Origin of the sequence: Paenibacillus sp. FSL R5-0744 (assembly GCF_037972555.1) — a bacterium.
GTDB lineage: Bacteria > Bacillota > Bacilli > Paenibacillales > Paenibacillaceae > Paenibacillus_AQ.
On the sequence record NZ_CP150228.1, the window covers coordinates 554774 to 573005 of the forward strand.

General features: G+C 45.8%; 17 protein-coding genes. 11 read left to right on the forward strand and 6 right to left on the reverse strand.

Features of this window, described 5'->3' with window-relative positions; all coding sequences use genetic code 11:
- Positions 1-161 precede the first annotated feature (161 nt).
- Together MKY19_RS02485 and MKY19_RS02490 are read right to left on the reverse strand one after the other, a co-directional pair.
- On the reverse strand, positions 162-2042 hold the full coding sequence (locus tag MKY19_RS02485) for an FAD-dependent oxidoreductase (protein ID WP_042184509.1): 1881 nt from the start codon (positions 2040-2042) through the stop codon (positions 162-164).
- 48 nt (positions 2043-2090) lie between these two features.
- Positions 2091-2981, reverse strand: a complete 891-nt coding sequence (locus tag MKY19_RS02490) for an FMN-binding protein (RefSeq protein ID WP_076285940.1) — start codon at positions 2979-2981, stop codon at positions 2091-2093.
- A 447-nt stretch (positions 2982-3428) separates the two neighbouring features.
- Here MKY19_RS02490 and MKY19_RS02495 point away from each other — a divergent pair, with 447 nt between their 5' ends.
- The 5 genes from MKY19_RS02495 (at position 3429) to MKY19_RS02515 (ending at position 7744) form a co-directional block, all read left to right on the forward strand.
- Positions 3429-3632, forward strand: coding sequence for a CsbD family protein (locus tag MKY19_RS02495; RefSeq protein ID WP_042184513.1), 204 nt, complete (start codon positions 3429-3431; stop codon positions 3630-3632).
- A gap of 169 nt (positions 3633-3801) precedes the next feature.
- Positions 3802-5214, forward strand: a complete 1413-nt coding sequence (locus MKY19_RS02500) for an ATP-binding protein (protein ID WP_339800046.1) — start codon at positions 3802-3804, stop codon at positions 5212-5214.
- A 95-nt stretch (positions 5215-5309) separates the two neighbouring features.
- Positions 5310-6584 (forward strand): MFS transporter, encoded by a 1275-nt coding sequence (locus MKY19_RS02505; protein WP_339800048.1) that lies wholly within the window; start codon positions 5310-5312, stop codon positions 6582-6584.
- A 20-nt stretch (positions 6585-6604) separates the two neighbouring features.
- Positions 6605-7270, forward strand: coding sequence for an oxidoreductase (locus MKY19_RS02510; RefSeq protein WP_339800050.1), 666 nt, complete (start codon positions 6605-6607; stop codon positions 7268-7270).
- Positions 7271-7363: 93 nt separating this feature from the next.
- Entirely contained in the window at positions 7364-7744 is a 381-nt protein-coding gene (locus MKY19_RS02515) for a RidA family protein (RefSeq protein WP_042184517.1), read from the forward strand.
- An 85-nt stretch (positions 7745-7829) separates the two neighbouring features.
- Here MKY19_RS02515 and MKY19_RS02520 read toward each other — a convergent pair whose 3' ends face one another.
- Positions 7830-8606 (reverse strand): tryptophan-rich sensory protein, encoded by a 777-nt coding sequence (locus MKY19_RS02520; protein WP_339800053.1) that lies wholly within the window; start codon positions 8604-8606, stop codon positions 7830-7832.
- Between the two features lie 499 nt (positions 8607-9105).
- Between MKY19_RS02520 and MKY19_RS02525 the strand changes: the two genes are divergently transcribed.
- Together MKY19_RS02525 and MKY19_RS02530 are read left to right on the forward strand one after the other, a co-directional pair.
- Positions 9106-12192: a DEAD/DEAH box helicase gene (locus MKY19_RS02525; RefSeq protein ID WP_339800055.1), complete on the forward strand. Its 3087-nt coding sequence runs from the start codon at positions 9106-9108 to the stop codon at positions 12190-12192.
- Positions 12193-12225: 33 nt separating this feature from the next.
- A complete protein-coding gene (locus MKY19_RS02530) occupies positions 12226-13029 on the forward strand; it encodes a hypothetical protein (protein ID WP_339800058.1) in 804 nt (267 codons plus the stop codon).
- A 100-nt stretch (positions 13030-13129) separates the two neighbouring features.
- Here MKY19_RS02530 and MKY19_RS02535 read toward each other — a convergent pair whose 3' ends face one another.
- Positions 13130-13804, reverse strand: a complete 675-nt coding sequence (locus MKY19_RS02535; protein WP_042193221.1) for a GTP pyrophosphokinase family protein — start codon at positions 13802-13804, stop codon at positions 13130-13132.
- A gap of 305 nt (positions 13805-14109) precedes the next feature.
- Between MKY19_RS02535 and MKY19_RS02540 the strand changes: the two genes are divergently transcribed.
- The 4 genes from MKY19_RS02540 to MKY19_RS02555 are packed head-to-tail and all read left to right on the forward strand — an operon-like array spanning position 14110 to position 16705.
- A complete protein-coding gene (locus MKY19_RS02540) occupies positions 14110-14892 on the forward strand; it encodes a zinc ribbon domain-containing protein (RefSeq protein ID WP_339800061.1) in 783 nt (260 codons plus the stop codon).
- A 33-nt stretch (positions 14893-14925) separates the two neighbouring features.
- The gene (locus MKY19_RS02545; protein WP_042184525.1) at positions 14926-15744 is read left to right on the forward strand and encodes a helix-turn-helix domain-containing protein; all 819 of its coding nucleotides are present in this window, start codon (positions 14926-14928) and stop codon (positions 15742-15744) included.
- Positions 15745-15766: 22 nt separating this feature from the next.
- Complete coding sequence (locus MKY19_RS02550) at positions 15767-16069, forward strand: hypothetical protein (protein ID WP_339800064.1); 303 nt, start codon at positions 15767-15769, stop codon at positions 16067-16069.
- Positions 16070-16111: 42 nt separating this feature from the next.
- Complete coding sequence (locus tag MKY19_RS02555) at positions 16112-16705, forward strand: xanthine phosphoribosyltransferase (RefSeq protein WP_042123794.1); 594 nt, start codon at positions 16112-16114, stop codon at positions 16703-16705.
- 99 nt (positions 16706-16804) lie between these two features.
- Here the strand turns inward: MKY19_RS02555 and MKY19_RS02560 are convergent, their stop codons facing one another.
- Both MKY19_RS02560 and MKY19_RS02565 read right to left on the reverse strand, forming a co-directional pair.
- The gene (locus tag MKY19_RS02560) at positions 16805-17761 is read right to left on the reverse strand and encodes a diacylglycerol kinase family protein (protein WP_339800068.1); all 957 of its coding nucleotides are present in this window, start codon (positions 17759-17761) and stop codon (positions 16805-16807) included.
- 111 nt (positions 17762-17872) lie between these two features.
- The gene (locus tag MKY19_RS02565) at positions 17873-18211 is read right to left on the reverse strand and encodes a hypothetical protein (RefSeq protein WP_060626766.1); all 339 of its coding nucleotides are present in this window, start codon (positions 18209-18211) and stop codon (positions 17873-17875) included.
- Between the last annotated feature and the right edge of the window lie 21 nt (positions 18212-18232).

Below are 18232 nucleotides of genomic sequence, written 5' to 3' on the forward strand. Positions count from 1 at the left end.
TGACCATTTCCTGATATTAGGAAGATTATTTTCTTCTTGTAAATAAGGAGAGTAATGTGTCCTAGGGACACATTACTCTGAAGTACATCCATATTTAGCTTACTGACATGCAATCTACATATTTTCTTTAAAATAAATTACACGAATTCAGGGCTTTATAATCAGTCGGTGTATAGATACCATCGTCTGACGATCGGAACTCTCTTCCAATGTTTCTTAAGCCAAGGAAGTACATAGTAATCTAGGCCAAATGTGCTGCCCGATCCGCCGATGCAGGCGATACCCGCACCAACATACCATAACATTTCTGTAGAAGCCATTTTGGTCGACCAGATCATGACGGACATTGCTATCGTCGCTATAGAAGCAATAGCTGTGAACAGACCAACGATAAGCATAATACCGAACACGATTTCTGCACATACCATACCGATTTGGAACCATTTCGCGAGGAATGTATAACTTCCGTCGTTGTTGTAGAACATCAAATCCATGAACCAGTTTGTAATATTATAAACGAAGCCAGGAACTGGCAATGCTTCAACCGCTTCTTTTGCAGTGGATACTGCTGAAGCTGCAGATTGTGCATCTACTGTTGTTTTAACTGCATCCACCGCTACGCTGGCTGCTGATGAAGCATCCGTTGCAAAAGGAGCGGCTGGAATTAGGAATATCTTGTTTGGATCTACCCAAATTTTCCGTAGCTTATCTATACCTTCATATAACCACATTCCACCAAGCAGCATGCGAAGCGGAACGAGCCAGAAGTTAGGTGAACGCTTGGAGAAGTGTCCGCCCAAGAAGCTCTTACGGTTCTCAACATGGAAGAACTCATGCATCATGTAAGTCCAAACTTTATTGAAGCCTACAACCTGAGACAGGTAGAACATATTGATAAAGTGTTTGGATAACATTGCCATAAAACCAGTAAGCATAAAGAACTTGCCTGGCAAACCAACGTTTGCTACACCGTAGCGGCTACCGATGGATACCATAGTACCGTGGAAACCTGGTTTGTATGCTTTTTTAGCAGTGTTCTGAATGTCAGCTGCAATGTTACCAGCAACGATCGGAGCTGCTTGTTCAGCATTCTCAACCATTTGTGGTACAGGACGAGTTTCACCTTCAGGAATGAAGAAAATGTTGTCCCCTACTACATATACGTTCTTATGATCTACACTTTCAAGGTTCTCATTCGTAACAATACGTTTGCGTCCTTGTTGTTGTACTTCAAGTCCACCCACGATTTCAGAACCTTCAACACCTGCAGTCCAAACAATGGTTTGTGAAGCGACAACATTTTTCTCACCAAGGGCAACACTACCTTCGCCTACTTCAGTGATCTTAGCGCCTGTTACAATTTCCACGTTCAGCTTGCGAAGGTGAGCTTCGGCTTTTTGAATCAGCTTATCTGGAAGGATAGGCAGAATCTTCGGAGCCATATCAGCCACAATCAATCTTACTTCGGATGGGTCGATATAGAACTCCTTGCACAATTCCTCGCGTTGCTCAGCCATTTCCCCAACAAGCTCGACACCTGTAAAGCCGGCACCAATGATAACGAAAGTTAACATTGCACGGCGTACAGTTGGATTTTTCTCCATAGCGGCTTTGGTATACATGTCGCGGATTTGACGTTTCAATGCTACCGCATCATCGTAAGACCAGAAGGAGAAGGTATTCTCTTCTGCACCTGGAATGCCGAAGAAGGTTGGTTTGCTACCTGTACCGATTACAAGGTAATCGTACGCATAGGTAGTTTTATTGGATTTGAGTTTCTTACCCTTGAAATCAATATTGCTGATTTCGTCAAGAACAACATTCACTTTAAGTCCAGCAAAGATTTTCTTTAGATCGATCTTGATTGAATCCTCTGGAGCACGGTTCGCGGCAACCTCATGCAGCTCAGTCAATAGAGTGTGATATGGATTCCGGTCGATCAGTGTGATTTCAACATCTTTGTTTTTCTTAAATTTCTTTGCCAGTTTCTTAGCCGTGAGTACGCCGCCGTAGCCGCCGCCCAAAATGACTATTTTTTTCAAAAGAAATTCACCTCATTCGTCTGATTAACTGCAGAAGGTTATGCGAAATTATTTCGCGCCTTCGAGTGCTTTTTCAGCAAGTGTAAAATATTCACCAACATGAATACTCACGCCGGAAATTGCATCAGTTTTACCTTCAGCTGTAAGTTCTGGAGCAGTACCTTTTTCAAGATAGTATTGCTCAACTTTTGCGATCTCTTCATGCCATTCAGCAGAAGCGCCGCCAGCTTTCATACCGTATTTACCATCGACGGAGAATTGTTTCTTGTCGTCGCCAGCAGCATTTACGCCACTGAATTTAACAGCAACAACATTACCGTTAGCAACAGTCAAGTCAACAGTGGATTTCCAACCGGAGTCTTTATCCATTTCGCCTTCAGCATGGTAACCTCCGTCTTTGTATTGACCAGCTTCAACAGGTCCAGCAGCCAGAGCAGCTTGAGCAGCTTTTACAAAGTCAGATACGTGTACAGATACACCGGAGATAGCATCAGTTTTCCCCTCAGCGTCTAAAGTTATAGCTGCTGGATCTTGTTTTTCAATCAGGAAAGCTTCAGCTTTTGCTGCTTGCTCGTGCCATTCAGAAGAAGCACCACCAGCTTTCATGCCATATTTACCATCTTCAGAAAGTTTTTTCTTAGAGTCACCAGCAGTATTTACGTTAAAAGCGTCCCAGTCAGCCTTAGTAATCTTACCGCCTTCTACAGTCAGAAGCGCATAATACTGCCAGCCAGTTTTAGCGTCGACTTCAGCAGCAGAGTAGTAATTTCCGTCTTTGTACTTAGCCGCTTCAGTTCCAGTGTTAGTGGAATTAGTTGCTGTACTGTTTTCTGTTGGAGCATTAGTAGCCGCCGGTGTGTTGTCTGTGTTGTTACCACAACCTGCAAGCAAACTACCTAGGATAAGGGCAGTCGACAAGATTACTGTTGTTTTTTTCATTTGTTATGACCTCCAAAAATATAGTTTAAAATATATATATTAAAATGTAAAACATTTTAATAGTAATGCGAAGTGATAAAAATCACTTTATAAATGATATTTGTCACTTTAATCTTGGGGTGAAGAGCCAAACTCTAACAGTATCATGACATATATCGGCATACAATAGAAAAAAATTTAATGATGTTGTTTCATCTCCGAGGGCATTCTAGCACATAGAGCAAATAACTCATGTGAAAAAAATCACTTAAAAAATTAAATGTTTAATTTATACATTGATTGTATCAAATTTTAAAGGATTTGAATACCTTTTTTTAAACTATTATTTGACAAATTGTGACTTTCTATAGATTAGGTAAGATTCATGGCGAATAGGACAGGGTAATGTAACGATAACACAGGATAGTATTCTACCCTACTTAATTCAGCTAAGGAGATGAGCATATAATGGACAACAATGTGTTTAAAGGAAAATGGAAACAGCTCAAAGGCGAGGCCAAAAAGCAATGGGGCAAGCTTACAGATGACGATCTTGATGTGATTGATGGTGAAAAGGATAAGTTGGTAGGTAAACTACAAGAGCGTTATGGCCATTCGAAAGAAGACGCGGAAAAAGAGTATCAAAGCTGGGGACGTTCTTACCGCGATTAATTCAAAATAGCTTATACTCTCAATGCCCAAATATAAAATGCATAGGAAGAGCGCAAATCGTATACGATTTGCGCTCTTCCTATGCAACAATTAGGTGTGCGAAGGTTAAGCTATGGTATTATTGTGAGATGAAATCTGTAATTTATCTTGTGCAGGTAGGAGCAAAACTATGGGGTATCTTAAAATATTTTTCGGGAATACCGCAATTCTTATAGCCGTGGCCTATTTGGCTAATCTGATCTATAAACATACCATTTCAAATGCAAGTGTAGGAATAAAGAAGGCGAGCTGGGTGATCCTGGCGATCTTTGCTGGTTGGATCAGTACTCTTTTTGGTTATAATCTGGACGACCATGTGATCTTTGATTTGCGGTTTGTACCCTTAATCATCTCGACGCTGGCGTATCCTAGACCCATCACACTTATATTGATCGGTATAGGGACGGGGCTTACAAGGTTAACTTTTGGAGTGACAGAGGCAGCAGTTGCAGGAATGCTAAATCTTTTTATTTTGGGAGTTATTTGCGCGGCGCTTAGCTACTGGGTCAGACGCTCAACCCTCAGTATTGTGAATCAAGGTCTGATCGTTATTCTAATCGTTAATCTTATGAATGCCATAAACATTATGGCGTTAGGCGTTATCCCTGTGGAAGAGTACATAAGAGAGATTATGCCAATTACGTTCCCTGCGGGGCTAATTTTAAGTATTTTGTTCTCATTAATTATCCGTGATTTTCAACTCGGTCTTCTAAGGAATGAGCAGATCCAGCATGCTAACGAACAGTTGTCTGCTCAGACTGAAGAATTACATAAGAACAAGCTTGATCTTGAAGAGCGTGCTGATCAGTTAATGATGGCTTCTCAATTCAAATCGGAATTTCTCGCCAATATGTCACATGAGCTTAGAACTCCATTGAATAGCATCATTAATTTATCGCAATTAATTGAAGAAAATGATGATTTGCTTACGGAAGCAGAAATAAGAGAGTATGCAGCCATTATCCATCGTTCGGGTGATGAATTATTGATGATCATCAGCGACATTCTGGATTTATCCAAGGTGGAGGCAGGTCGATTAGATATTATAAATGAAGAATTAAATGTTAGCGAGATCCCAGATTTGCTGGCAATGCAGTTCGCTGTGACGGCCAAACAAAAAGGACTGGATTTTAATATCTCCATGGATGAGAATGTCCCTCCAATGATTCATTCCGATCCACATCGCGTACAGCAGATTTTGCGTAATTTGCTCTCAAATGCTTTTAAGTTTACAAAGACAGGTTACGTATCGCTGCATATCCACGAGCAGGAAGGTGGGGAAGGGGATGCCGTGCAACATTGGCTTGTATTTGATGTGGAGGATAGTGGTATAGGAATCGCACCGGAGAAGCATGCCATGATCTTTGAAGCCTTTCAACAGGCAGACAGAACGACTAGCCGGAAATATGGTGGAACAGGACTAGGACTTTCTATTAGTAATGACTTGGCCAGATTGCTCGGCGGGTTCATTTCTATGGAGAGTAAGGAAGAGAAGGGGAGTCGATTTTCGCTTTATTTGCCCCTTGAAGTGGATAGTGAGTAAAGCTCCAATATTATTTGGTGATTTGGCGTATTGACAGTAGATTGATGCGGAGTAGAATGAAGCCAATGCCGCATCAAAGGAGTGTTACCGCCTCTATGGACAACATGGAAAATAAGCATAAGGTTACGGTTTCAAAACGTGTTCGTAAACCTTCAGTGCATCGCAGAAATTTGCGTATAGCTACGCTGGAAGGTGTGCCGTCAACTATTTTTCAGGTACTGCTGCAAGGGCAGTTCCTAACAGGATTCCTACTATATTTAGGAGCTTCCTCTAGCCAAATTGGATTTGTGCTAGCGCTTACTACATTAGTTAATGTGGCACAGATTGGGGTAGCTTTTCTGATTCAGAAGCTGCCAAGTCGCAAATGGGCTATGGTTACTTTTATCGGTCTGCATAGGATACTTTGGGGTTCTACGGGACTAATCCCGTTTATTTTTCCTAAAGAATATTGGGTCATCGCATTTATTGCTTTATATACTACTGCTTTTATTGCCAATACTGCTGGTGGTGTGTTGTGGAGCTCTGTGATTAGTGATCTAGTTCCCGCACGGGTACGTGGACGTTATTTTGGGATTCGTAACACGGTCCTGAATGCACTTGGAAGTTTGGTTATGTATGGCGGAGGTATTATTCTGGACCGTTATCCCGGGGGTCATGGTTTTCTGATTCTATATATTGTTGTGTGGATCTTCTCGATATCGAATGTCGTAGTATTCTTTTTTTATCCGGATGTACCGTTCGAGAAATCAGAAGAGCATAAATTTTTGCCCATGTTTAAGAAACCGCTTAAAGATACATTATTTATGAAGTCAACCTTGTTTCTGGCTGCTTGGCTGTTGTTGCAGAACCTAACGGTTCCGCTATACTCTTATGTCATGTTGCAGTTACTTCATATTAATTATGAAACGTTGTCATTACTTAATGTGTCCCAGACCGTGTTTATGATGGCTAGCTTCTACGTTTGGGGCAATCTAAATGCGAAATACAGCAATAAGCGACTGTTATTCTTTACTTTGCCGATTATTGCGTTGTCCTCATTGATGTGGGGACTCTTGTCTGTGATGCCTATGCTGCTGGTTTTATTCGCGGCCCATATCGTTTTTGGTGTTGGTGTAGGCGGTTTCAACCAGCTGGCCTTTAACTTTATCATTGGAGACACGCCGAAAAAAGAACGGCCGATGTATATGGCCACATATGCGGCGCTTACCGGGTTATCATCCTTTTTTGGTCCGCTTATTGGCGGTCAGCTCTATGAAAAAATTGCGCACTGGCCGCAATGGACTCAGGTATACGGTATGCAGCTAGTAGTAGGCACGCTGATGATTGCACTTGCGTTTCTGCTAGGTCGTCGTATTCTAAAGGACGAATAGAAGTAAAAGGGGGTTATTCCTTGTTAAGAATAGCGATGGTATTAGGTGCCACCGGATTGGTAGGCAAAGCGGTTACGGAGGAATTGTTAAATCGTGATAGCTGGGAAGAAGTAAGGGTGCTTGTACGGACACCGTTAGCCATAGAACATCCTAAGCTTAAACAAATCGTTGTAGATTGGGAGAACCTAAGAAACTATACGGAGTCGTTCGAAGGGGTACATTCCATCTTCTGTTGTTTAGGGACTACGATAAAAAAGGCGGGTTCACAAGAAAAGTTTGAACGAGTCGATCTACACTATCCGCTTGATGCTGCAGCCATAGCGAAAGAACAGGGTGTTAAACAGTTTTTGGTCGTCTCTTCAATAGGGGCAAAGGCGAAGTCGCGTAATTTCTACAGTCGGACTAAGGGAAGAGCGGAAGAAGGTTTAACCGCTATTGGATTTCAAGGTATGCATATATTTCGCCCCTCCTTGCTGCTAGGCCAACGTGAAGAATTCAGATTAGGGGAGAGAGTCGGAGCCAGTTTGATGAAAGCGCTGGATTTTGTAATGGTGGGTAAGGCGGCTAAATATCGTGCGATACCTGGTACGACAGTCGCAAGAGCTATGGTTAACATTGCGTCTGCGGATACCCATGGATTACATATTTATACGAATGAAGTGATACATGTGATTGGGAAACGCTAAGCTTTTTGGGTCTCTAATAAATTTGCATTAAGATGAGAACAGGACTTACAATGGACAATAAATGATCAGCGCATAATGGAGAGGGGTAGTAAGATGAGCAAAAAACAAGTAGCTACAACAAAAGCACCCGGAGCAATCGGTCCTTATAGTCAAGCTATAACCACGGGTAGCTGGGTATACACTTCAGGTCAACTTGGTCTGAATCCGGAAACGGGTAATTTGGTTGAGGGCGTACAAGAACAAGCGCGTCAAGCGCTTAACAATGTACAAGCCATTCTTGAGGAAGCTGGTGCAACACTAGACCATGTAGTAAAGACGACTGTATTCTTAAAGGATATGAATGATTTCGCGGCCGTTAATGAGGTTTATAGCACCTTCTTTAAAGAACCTTATCCTGCCCGCAGTGCTATTGAGGTTGCGCGTCTGCCTAAAGACGGACTTGTTGAGATTGAAGCGGTAGCTCGTAAGAAATAAGGAGTTATCCTTTTGCACTTTTATTATTTTACCAAAATGGCAGGCTAAGGTGGATAACCCTAGCCTGCCATTTTTTATATTAGAATTAGTAACTTCTGTATCTCCGATACCTACTACGGCGGGGTTTGAACAATAACCAGATGCTGTAAAGAAGCAGGAGGCCTGCTGTAATCAGTCCCGTTAAATAGACATCGCTGGTCTCTTTGTGTTCCAAAGCAATCGCAATGAAGGCCCACACGAATACGAGTGGATAAATGCTATCTCGGTAAGGATAGCTGACCACAATTGCAAGTAGAGTTCCCACGCAGAGCATAATAACGCCCCAAGTGCTACCGCTAAGCCCCCAACCTTCCCAATGATTCTTTTCCAGAACAACGCTGATGTTCACGATAGTAGCCACAGAGATCCAGCCAAGGTATATACTAAAGGGTAGCTTCATCAGCCATTTCTCGCCTGAGGTAGGATTAGCGATCAAACGTGTTTTTCGGTAAATGACAATCAGTGTGATTAACATCAGCACCATAGCAACCAGAGAGAGCTCAATGTATAAGTATTGCCAAAGGAAGAGCCAACTCATATTAAAAATACAGCTTAGAACAAACCAGAACTGAATCGCCCGCACAGAATCTCTAGAGGCTGTATAGGAGCGGAATTGATAAATAACGAAGCCGGCTAATAGTAGATAAATCAATGACCAGATGGAAAACGCGTAACCGGCAGGTGTGATGTAGGTCTGATATTTATCAGAGATTTCTCCAGTGCTGTGCCCGCCTAATGGTAAGGTGACCGAGAGCACATTCACGATAATCACACCTAAAAAGAACAGAAGATTCCACCATTTATAAGGATTATAACGTCTCAAAGAATTCACTCCCTAGCTTTTTAATAGGGTGATGCTTACTTAGAATATACCCGCTTTCGGCACAATTAAGACTATAAACAAGAAATGAAGTGACTAGTGAGTCATAATGTTCATGGATAGTATGGTAGTGGTGAAGGGTATTTTACGATAGTGGCTAGAACATTTATTAAAAATATGCTGAAATAAATCAAATTCATGGGTGTTTCTATGTACTTCAACTTTATTTGTATAAAAATCTACAGAAAATATGCAGAAACGTTTTTAAATCAGCGCTTTTTCGTATAAGATGAAGAGATGAAGATTCAAGAGCAGATAAGTTTTATCCTAGTTCTTTATCCTTATATTTCTTACAGGAGTGTATCTCATCTCTAAAAGGATGGAGAAACTACTTCTACTTGTATAGCTTCAAAATTTATTTCTCGCGGAAAAGGTTGCAGTTACCACCTGATGGTGGCGGACTGGTTCTTTTTTTGCTTGCTTAAAAGACAGGAGATCACCGATGACTAAGCATCTTTATGCAATATGGTTGGGGGATGTGTTATTTTGCTTCTCTGGCGAAACTTCGGAGCCGAAGGTTGACGCTTGGACCCGAGTGGTGAAGCGGCTGGAGCTGCAGGGAGGAGTTCGCCCTTTTGCGAGTGCTGCTCTGCGGCTCGCAGAAGTGAAATATCCGGCTCCTCCTGTAGAGGGGAAGCCAGCACGCCGTGGATTGCCCGGAAGAACATTCGAAGGGCTCGCCTTAGTCCCTAGCGATGCATTTGAACTGCTTCTGGCATGGGATGAGACGTTATGCCGAGATCAGGGAGTAGAGCCTGGAGGCGAATTGCGCTATTGGGCGGCAGCAGCTCGCTTTGCGCTGGAATTGATGGGTACAGGCGGCGTTACGCCAGGAGCCTTGCCCCCACGTCCGGTAGGTTCACGCCGTCGTGGTGGTGAACAGGCAGCAACGGTCTGCTGGTCTCCAGCTTTTCGAAAGCAGGAGGATAAGGAGATCTTTCTGCAGCTGGCGTCGTCCATGCCGGTATTGGCCTTAGGGACGCATATTGCTGAAGCGGGGGATTTATCTTCGAGGGAAGAGGCTGGCGCCTATGTGCTTTACTCCTTTATGCAGGCGGTAATGACTGCAGAGATCAAGAAAGTGATTGCGGGTATTGAAAGTGAACTTACCCCTTACAAAGCCAATTATCGCCGGGGTTACTCCCCTTTAACTGAGCTGTGGTGGAATAGTCTTCTTACAGGCAGCCGGGATATACCCGTGCAGGGAACGCAAGCAGAGGTGACAGATCTTCTGGCTACTGTGAATGAGACAGCTGGTAGCGATGTGCCGCAATCGGAACCTGAAGAAGCGCGGAGTGGACAGCTGGGTCTTGGGCTACGTCTTGAGCCCCCTGGAGATAATGACGAAATCTGGCGCTTAACCTTCTGGGCGGAGAACAAGGAAGAAGGGGAATTCTGGATTCCGGCAAAATTGATTTGGAGCAGTAAGGAGCGAGAGTTTACGTTATGGGGGAAACGTTATCGCAATATACAGCAGCAGCTTCTTATAGCGCTGGGCCGAGCGGCAAGAATCTCTCCAGACATAGAGCGCGCTCTTTCTATGCCTGCACCTACGGGAGCAGATTTGGAACCAGAGCGTCTTTATTTCTTTTTGAAGGAGACAGTGCAGCAGCTGCGTGAGCGTGGAATAACCGTGCAGATGCCATCGCGCTGGAGCCGTGAGGGACGCCGCCGGATTGGCATGAAAATGAAAATGCAGCCGGTAGTGAGTGGGATTGATAGTCCTGCTCCAGTGGCTCTTGGGATGGAAGAGCTGATTTCATTTCGCATTGAAGCCTCACTTGGGGAGAGTACAATCAGTGAAGAAGAACTAAACGCACTAGTGGAGGCAGGCGTGCCCTTTGTACGTTTCCGCGGAGAATGGATTGAGGTAGATCCTAAAGAAATTCGCCAGGTTCTTAGATATATGAAACGCCATGAAAATGGGGAAATGACCGCAGCCGATTGGATGCGCCTAGAGGCTGAGGATGGTGAAGAGCGGCTCTGGAAAGGGATGTCGGTCACGGGGATGGAAACATCCGGACTATTGTCATCGCTGATGCGGGGCGACATATTGCGTAATCTTCCAGTGCGTGCCGTACCTGAAGGTCTGCACGGCACACTGAGACCTTATCAGGAGCGCGGCTATCAATGGCTCTCCGTTCTCAGTGGTCTGGGATTTGGGGTGTGTCTGGCCGATGACATGGGTCTCGGTAAGACGGTGCAGGTCATTACCTGCCTTCTGGACCGCGCTTTAAGTGCTCCACCTGAAGAGAAGCAGGAGCCTGTCTTGATTCTATGCCCAACCTCACTTTTGGGGAACTGGCAGCGGGAATTGCAGCGCTTTGCGCCTTCTCTTAAAGTTCACATTCATCATGGTGGACGCCGAGTGCGGGGGGATAGCTTTTTAGAACTGGCTGCCAGTCATGATATTGTATTGACGACCTATCATTTAGCAGGTCGTGACAGCGAGGATTTAGCGAATGTTCAGTGGTCCACTGTGGTGCTGGATGAAGCTCAGTATATTAAGAATCATCGGACAAAACAGGCGCAAAGTGTGATGAAGCTATCAGCGCCGCATCGCATAGCTATGACGGGGACACCAGTAGAGAACAGACTAGGTGAGTTATGGTCTATTTTTCACTTTTTAAACCCGGGCTATTTAGGAACCTACCATTCCTTCCGGCAGCGGTATGTATCTGGAGAGGGTGGAGAACGACTGCGGGAATTGCATCGCTTGGTATCACCATTCTTGTTGCGCCGCTTGAAAAGCGATCCGGATATCTCTAAAGATTTGCCGGAGAAGCTGGAGCTGAAGTCTTATTGTCCGCTGACGGAAACACAGGCAGTCCTATATCAGGGTGTCGTGGATGAAATGCTTGGCGTGATCGGAGAGAGTAGCGGGATGGCTCGCAGAGGACTCGTGCTGTCTTCTCTAACGAAATTGAAGCAGATTTGTAATCATCCTCAGCTATTCCGCAAAGAAGAAGGCAGGGGTCCACGAAGTGAGCATTCCGGTAAAATGGAAGTCATGTTCGAGATTCTGGATAGCATTGCGGAGGTCGGAGAATCTGTGTTGATCTTTACTCAATATGTAGCGATGGGTGAGCTCTTGGTTAGCAAGCTGACTAAGCGTTATGGAACAGCGCCGCTGTTCTTGCACGGCGGAATTCCAAAACGAGAGCGCGACGAGATGGTTCATAATTTTCAAGAGGGAAAAGGCCCATCCTTCTTCGTACTTTCTTTAAAAGCGGGTGGCGTAGGGTTGAACCTTACAAGAGCTAATCATGTCATCCATTACGACCGTTGGTGGAATCCGGCAGTTGAGAATCAGGCGACAGACCGGGCGTTCCGAATTGGTCAGGATAAAAATGTTCAAGTGCATAAGTTGATTTGCCAAGGAACGTTGGAAGAACGTATTGATGAATTGATTGAGCGTAAGAAAAATCTTTCCGAGCAGGTTGTTGGCTCTGGCGAAACATGGTTGACTGAGATGTCCAATCATGAGCTGAAGGAACTTATTGAACTGCAGGATCAGGACTGGATGTAAGACAGATATGAGTGATTACGGAGGGATCGAACAATGAGTGAACGGTTAGAGATGCAGCTGGAAGTTGTGCCTGGATTAGTAAAAGCAGCATGGACGGTGCTACCTGGGAAAGTGACGGGAGGGTCTCGGTCGAAGGGTGAATTGAACGCCAGCGCGCCTGCTCAGGAACAACAAGCGGATCGACCTCTCTCTCTGAAGGTTCCGGTATGGCATGCTTCCCGAAGAAAAGAAATATTACGAAGTCTGGCACTAAGTCCCGGGGAAGTATTTGCCTTGCTGCAAGGGCGTTTGACGGGTGAACTGGCAGAGCTTGAGCTTCTACCTACGGATAGTGAGCTGGAGCAAGCCCTTTTTGAGGGTGAAGGTGTGGAGTATAAGGCGGAAACTTTGAAGCTTATTAAAGAACGTCTTGCTGAAGAGCCACTGCTGGCACTTTCGCTGAGAGGATTTACTAAAGGAGAGCTCTTGGACGGAATTTTTGCCCTTTGGGCTGAAGGGAATATTTCTAGCGACGAAGCTGAAACAGAGGAAGAAGAGGCCGCGGTTAGTGAACTTTCTACAGAATTGGCTCGGCTTGAACGCAAGGGTCCGGCCATTTCCTCTGGCGAATGGCTGGCAGAAGCGGCTGCTGAAGGTTCGCTACATCAGCCTGGGCCACAGTTCCATGAGATTGCGGCTAGACCGTTTCCTTCGCCGGTAGTAGTAGCTGAAGTTACAGAAGACTGGGGAACGTTGCTACCGCAGACACCTAAAGCCATTGAGGGATTAACTTTGATTATGCAGCGGGTTGCAGAAGCGTCTGCACGTCGAGCGACTAAGGGTCCGATTAAGCGGTAAGTGAAAATACGAAAGAGGCTGTCTCAAAAGTAGTCAATGCTACTCTTGAAACAGCCTCTTGTTTTGCCTAATTATCTAACAGAGTTTCTGGTTAGTTATTCTAATGCTGACCAGCAGGGGGCAATTCTCCTTCTGAAAGCTCTAGAATTTCGCGGCGAAGACGAAGCATTTTTTGATCTAGTTCATCAGCGGCGCGCGCGGCTTCTTTTAGTTCCTCAGCGACATGCGAAGGCAACTGCTTATCGAATTTATAATACAGAATATGTTCCATGCTTGCCCAAAAGTCCATAGCTAGGGTGCGCAGCTGGATCTCAGCCTTGACCCAGCGTGTTCCTTCCAGCAGGACGAGTGGGATACCGACTATAAGATGAAGGCTTTGATATCCGTTTGGTTTAGGATGAGCTATATAATCTTTAATCTCAAGCACGCGGATGTCTTCGCGTGTACTAAGATGATCTACTAAACGGTATATATCTTTAACGAAGGCACATACAATCCGCATTCCGGCAATATCGTGAATGTATTGCTCCATATTTTCCAAGCTGAAACCGTAGCCTTTGCGCTCCATCTTTTGAAGAATGCTCTTTGGTTCTTTGATCCGGCATTTGACATGTTCGATGGGACTGAAGCCGTCGCGGGATTGCCATTCCGTCTTGATTACATCAATTTTATTCTGAAGATCATTTAACGCGTGGCGATAGAGTGCCGGTAAGGCTTCGAACTCGTTAACCAGTTTGGCGAAATCCTCGTTGCTGTTACCTTGCCACTGTTGCAGATCCTTTACGTGTACCTGTAGCTGACTAAGCGTAAGCTGTGTGCTCTCATGTTCTTCCACTGAAACTCTCCCGATTTCGTTATTTGTGATAATTCTATTTTAACCGATGTAGAACCCCTGACGCAAAATTACATTCAAAATTAGGAAATATAACCCATAAGTGTAAGAGGGAAGTGGCTTAAATCAATTAGTATGGATTTTATAGGAACATTCTCCTCTAAATCGCGTATTAAAGCACATTAATGAATCTACTCGATACATTTGGTATGATAGAAACACGTATCGCTGGAGAGGGAGGAACTGTAATGAGTTTTATCAAAAAAATTAAAGATAGCGCGAGCCGGGTTACCGAAAAAGCCCAAAACTCAGTAGAGATCGGCAAGCTGAACGGACTTATTTCCGATGTTGAACAAGAGATGGAAGTTGAATTTACGAAAATGGGCAGACTTTTTTATGAAGGGTATCGTTCAAAGGATATGTCGGTAGCTGAAGGTAAAATGGTGGAGCTGTCCCGTAACTGTTCCAAACTTCAGGAAAAAATCGAAGTCCTGCGGACACGAATTGCTGAGCTGAAAAATGAGCGGTTATGTTCATGTGGTCATATTGTGGCGCTTGATGCAAACTTTTGTCCGAAATGCGGAAGTAAGCTGGAGCCATTGTCCGCTTCGAGAAGGGTGCCTTCTACACCGGTATTTGTTCAATCTGTGAATGAAGATGACGAAGATCAATATTATGGAGCAGATGAGCTTACGGATGAAGAGAAGGAAATTGCAATGAAGCTGCACCCGCAGAGTGTCGTATATGCTGAAGTTCAGCATCCGGATGATGAGCTGCCACTTGAAGAATATAAGGCGAGCGAGCAAGAGATTGAACGGGAACGTAAACAAGCCGAGCAGCTGGAACGGGAAAGAAAAAGACAGCTTGAACTAGACCGTCGCTTCGGCGAATGGCACAAGAATGAGCATCAGGAGGAACCTGCGGTCACTGAGGACCATGGTGTACGAGATATGATCCAGTGCCAAATCTGTCGGAACGAATTACCTAAGGGCTCCTTATGGTGCCCGCGATGTGGGTCAGAGCAAATATAGAACGGATTTCAGTCAGCTTAGGGGGACAACAAGATGGAACAGCTGCTGCTGCATCTGCGCAATCTGGGCTTCACAGAGATGGAGTCCAAAATTATGGTAGAGCTTGCGACAAAAGGTCAGGCTTCTGGCTATGAGGTTGCCAAACAGCTCGGAGTTTCAAGATCGAATGTGTATGCGGCGTTACAACGCCTTACACAGCAGGGATATGTACGATGTGGTGAAGGAGAACCTGCGCGGTACAGTGTTCTCAATCCAGAGGAGCTTGCGACCATGATCTCGGGACGGGTTCAAGCTTCACTGGCTTATATGGAAAGTGAGATGCCTCGCGGTGGACCTGTTAGCCCTTCGTTTTATAATGTGGAAGGTGACCGCAATGTATTGGGCGCTCTTATTCGCCAACTTAATATGGCTGAGCAAGAGATCGTAGTGGATATGTGGCGTGAGGAAGCGTCACTTCTACGGAGTGAACTTGAACAGGCGGAGTTGCGTGGCGTTAGACTCTTGTGGGCGTTTGATGGTGGCAATGCTGCTCCTGCCGCCTATCCGGTATGGCCGCCTCTCGGAAGAGATTCTCAGCGAACAGATGGACGGAAGTTCTCATTCGTAATCGATCGGAGCTGGTGTATGCTCGGGATGCGCTATGAAGATGGATCGGCGCAAGCGGTTGTAACCGAGCACCCGGTGTTAGTAGATCTGCTATTGAATCATTTTGCACAGGAAATGGTGCTGTTCGAGCTGGAGCAGGATATGGGCGCAGAATTAGAAGAACGTTATGGTGAGCGTTACAGCAAAATTCACAGCAAATATGTGATGCATGATCCAGGCGATGATGGGGAAGAACAGGCGCAGTAGCTATTACAGGGAGGTGAAAAGCATGGAATGTATCGTACATTTTGAAGTGGTGCATGAGGATGGTCCTAAAAAATTGCGTGGACTGCTGTTTCTGGATAAAGTAGCAAGTCCCGGAGAAGCAGAGCTAGTTGAAATGTTCAAGGACATGAAATTTAACGTGAGACTGGAAGACCGCGAGAAATTGATCTTTAAACCGGTAAATCCGGGCGATTTCGTGGAGATCCGAATTACGGGTTATGATAATGGGCAAGAAAAGAGCAAGGATGACCATAATTTAAAATCTATCGTTGGAAATTTATTGCCACAAAAACCGACAGGTCTATAAAGTGGGGAGAAAGGATTCATTGATGGGAGAAGGGGGAGCACAATGGAGCTGTTGAGACAAAAGGTGTTAAAAGAAGGTATTGTACTCGGGCAAGGCGTGCTCAAGGTAGATTCTTTTCTGAATCATCAGATGGACCCCTTTCTAATGCGTGAGGTTGGCCGTGAGTTTACCCGCCGTTTTTCCGGCGAAGAGATTACGAAGGTACTGACGATTGAATCTTCGGGAATTGCTCCGGGGATTATGACGGCATTAGAGCTGGAGGTTCCGCTGATTTTTGCCCGTAAGCAGAAATCGTTGACGCTGACAGAGGATATTTATGTAGAAAAGGTTTACTCCTTCACGAAGAAAGAAACGAATGAAATTACCGTTTCCAAGAAGTTCATTGCTCCGGGTGAGCGAGTTCTGATTGTCGATGATTTTTTGGCGAATGGCGAAGCCGCCTTCGGACTTGCTCGTATTGTTGAGCAGGCAGGAGGAAGTGTGGTTGGGATTGGTATCGTGATCGAAAAAGCGTTCCAGCCAGGAAATCGTTTACTGCAGGAAGCTGGTTACCGGGTAGAATCACTCGTGCGAATCGCTTCACTGGAGGACGGAAGAATCTCTTTCGTGGAAGAAGAGGAAGGGCTACTTAGCTAAGACTCTTTGGTGTAGATTCGGATGAAGTTAACACAAAACAGCAAGAGACAGGTTTATAAGCCTGTCTCTTGCTGTTTTTTTGTGATGCACGGGTATGGATTACCCGTTGCTACCGCATGCCGCTGCAGGATCGGCGTGTCGCTGCGCGCTAACCGCCGCCAGCGGCGAGAGCACCCGCAGCGATCCAGGCTCGCAGCGCACGGCAAGCGGCCCTTTGCCGAAGCTCTCGCCATCGCCGATCGCCGGCAGGGCCTCTGCGAAGTTGACGGCTACGCTACGTCCACGCAGCATCGACACGAAGGGCAACGCTACATGCTTGCCCTTCAGTACCGTTGGGAACAGCCGCAGCAGCTGCCCGCGGCTGCACCCGTGCACGACGCAGACGTCGAGCTGGCCGTCATCGGCCTTCGCCTGCGGGCAGATCAAGAGCCCGCCGCCGTAGCTGGGCAGGTTGCAGACCGAGACCAGCCATGCCTTCTCAAAGACGTGCTCCGTCCCGTCGCACGCAACACTCACCCGGCATGGCTTAAACGTCATCAGCGTATGCAATATACCGATGATATAAGCCAGTTGGCCTGCGCCAATGGCATTGCACAGCCGTTTGTAACGGCTGGCATTCACATTCTCGGCCACTTGAGCATCAAAGCCGTTGGCAACGGCTGTTAAAGTCAGTCCGTTTGCGCCTGAGATCAGATCGGCTTCGATATACCGTTCGCTAAGTGCAGCTTCCAGCGCGGCTTCAGTCGAAAGCGGAATGCCGAAGCCGCGTGCGGAGTCGTTACCGGAGCCGGCAGGGATGATTGCCATAGGAATATCTTTGCCACGAAGGGCACCCAAAATGCTGTGCAGCGTGCCATCGCCGCCGATTACAATCGCGGCTTTCCAGTCCTCACGGTGTTTAAGTGTATTTAGAACGAGGGCTTCTGCACCCTCTGCGCTATGCGTAAACAAGGTCATATATGGCAGCATCCGCTCTTTCATGAGCGCCTCTACAGTATGCCAGGTCCGCCCGCCTGCGCCCCCGCCGGAACGCGGGTTTATGATGAATAGATACATTTAAATTCCTCCAGCCTGTAGAATTCCGTTGATGCCCGTCTTTCCATTGTAAGGAGTGGATGGGCAAAAGGGAATACTTTTCAGCGATAAGAGGTGTTAGTTCGGCGGTGTTTATAGATGCCGAATCTGACTTTCTGCAATATCCCCAACCCAAGGGAGCTTATACCATCTGCTGCTTAAAGCTTGATAGATCATAAGCAGCCATATAGCAAAGCTGCAAAGAGAAAGGATTGCACTCAACAGGGAACCAAGAAAAGGGATAAATCCGGTTAGGACATGGAGAATCATCAGTACGCCGAATGTAAGCAGTGATTGCAACGCGTGGAACAGCACGAAGCGGTTGCGTTTCTCCAGAGCGAGAAAGACCACACCGCCGATAAAAGGGAAAAAATAGCACAGCGCGCCCGCAATATTATCGGGCAATCCGGTGGATGATTTGAAAGGGGACAAAGGGCTCACTCTCCTTCTACT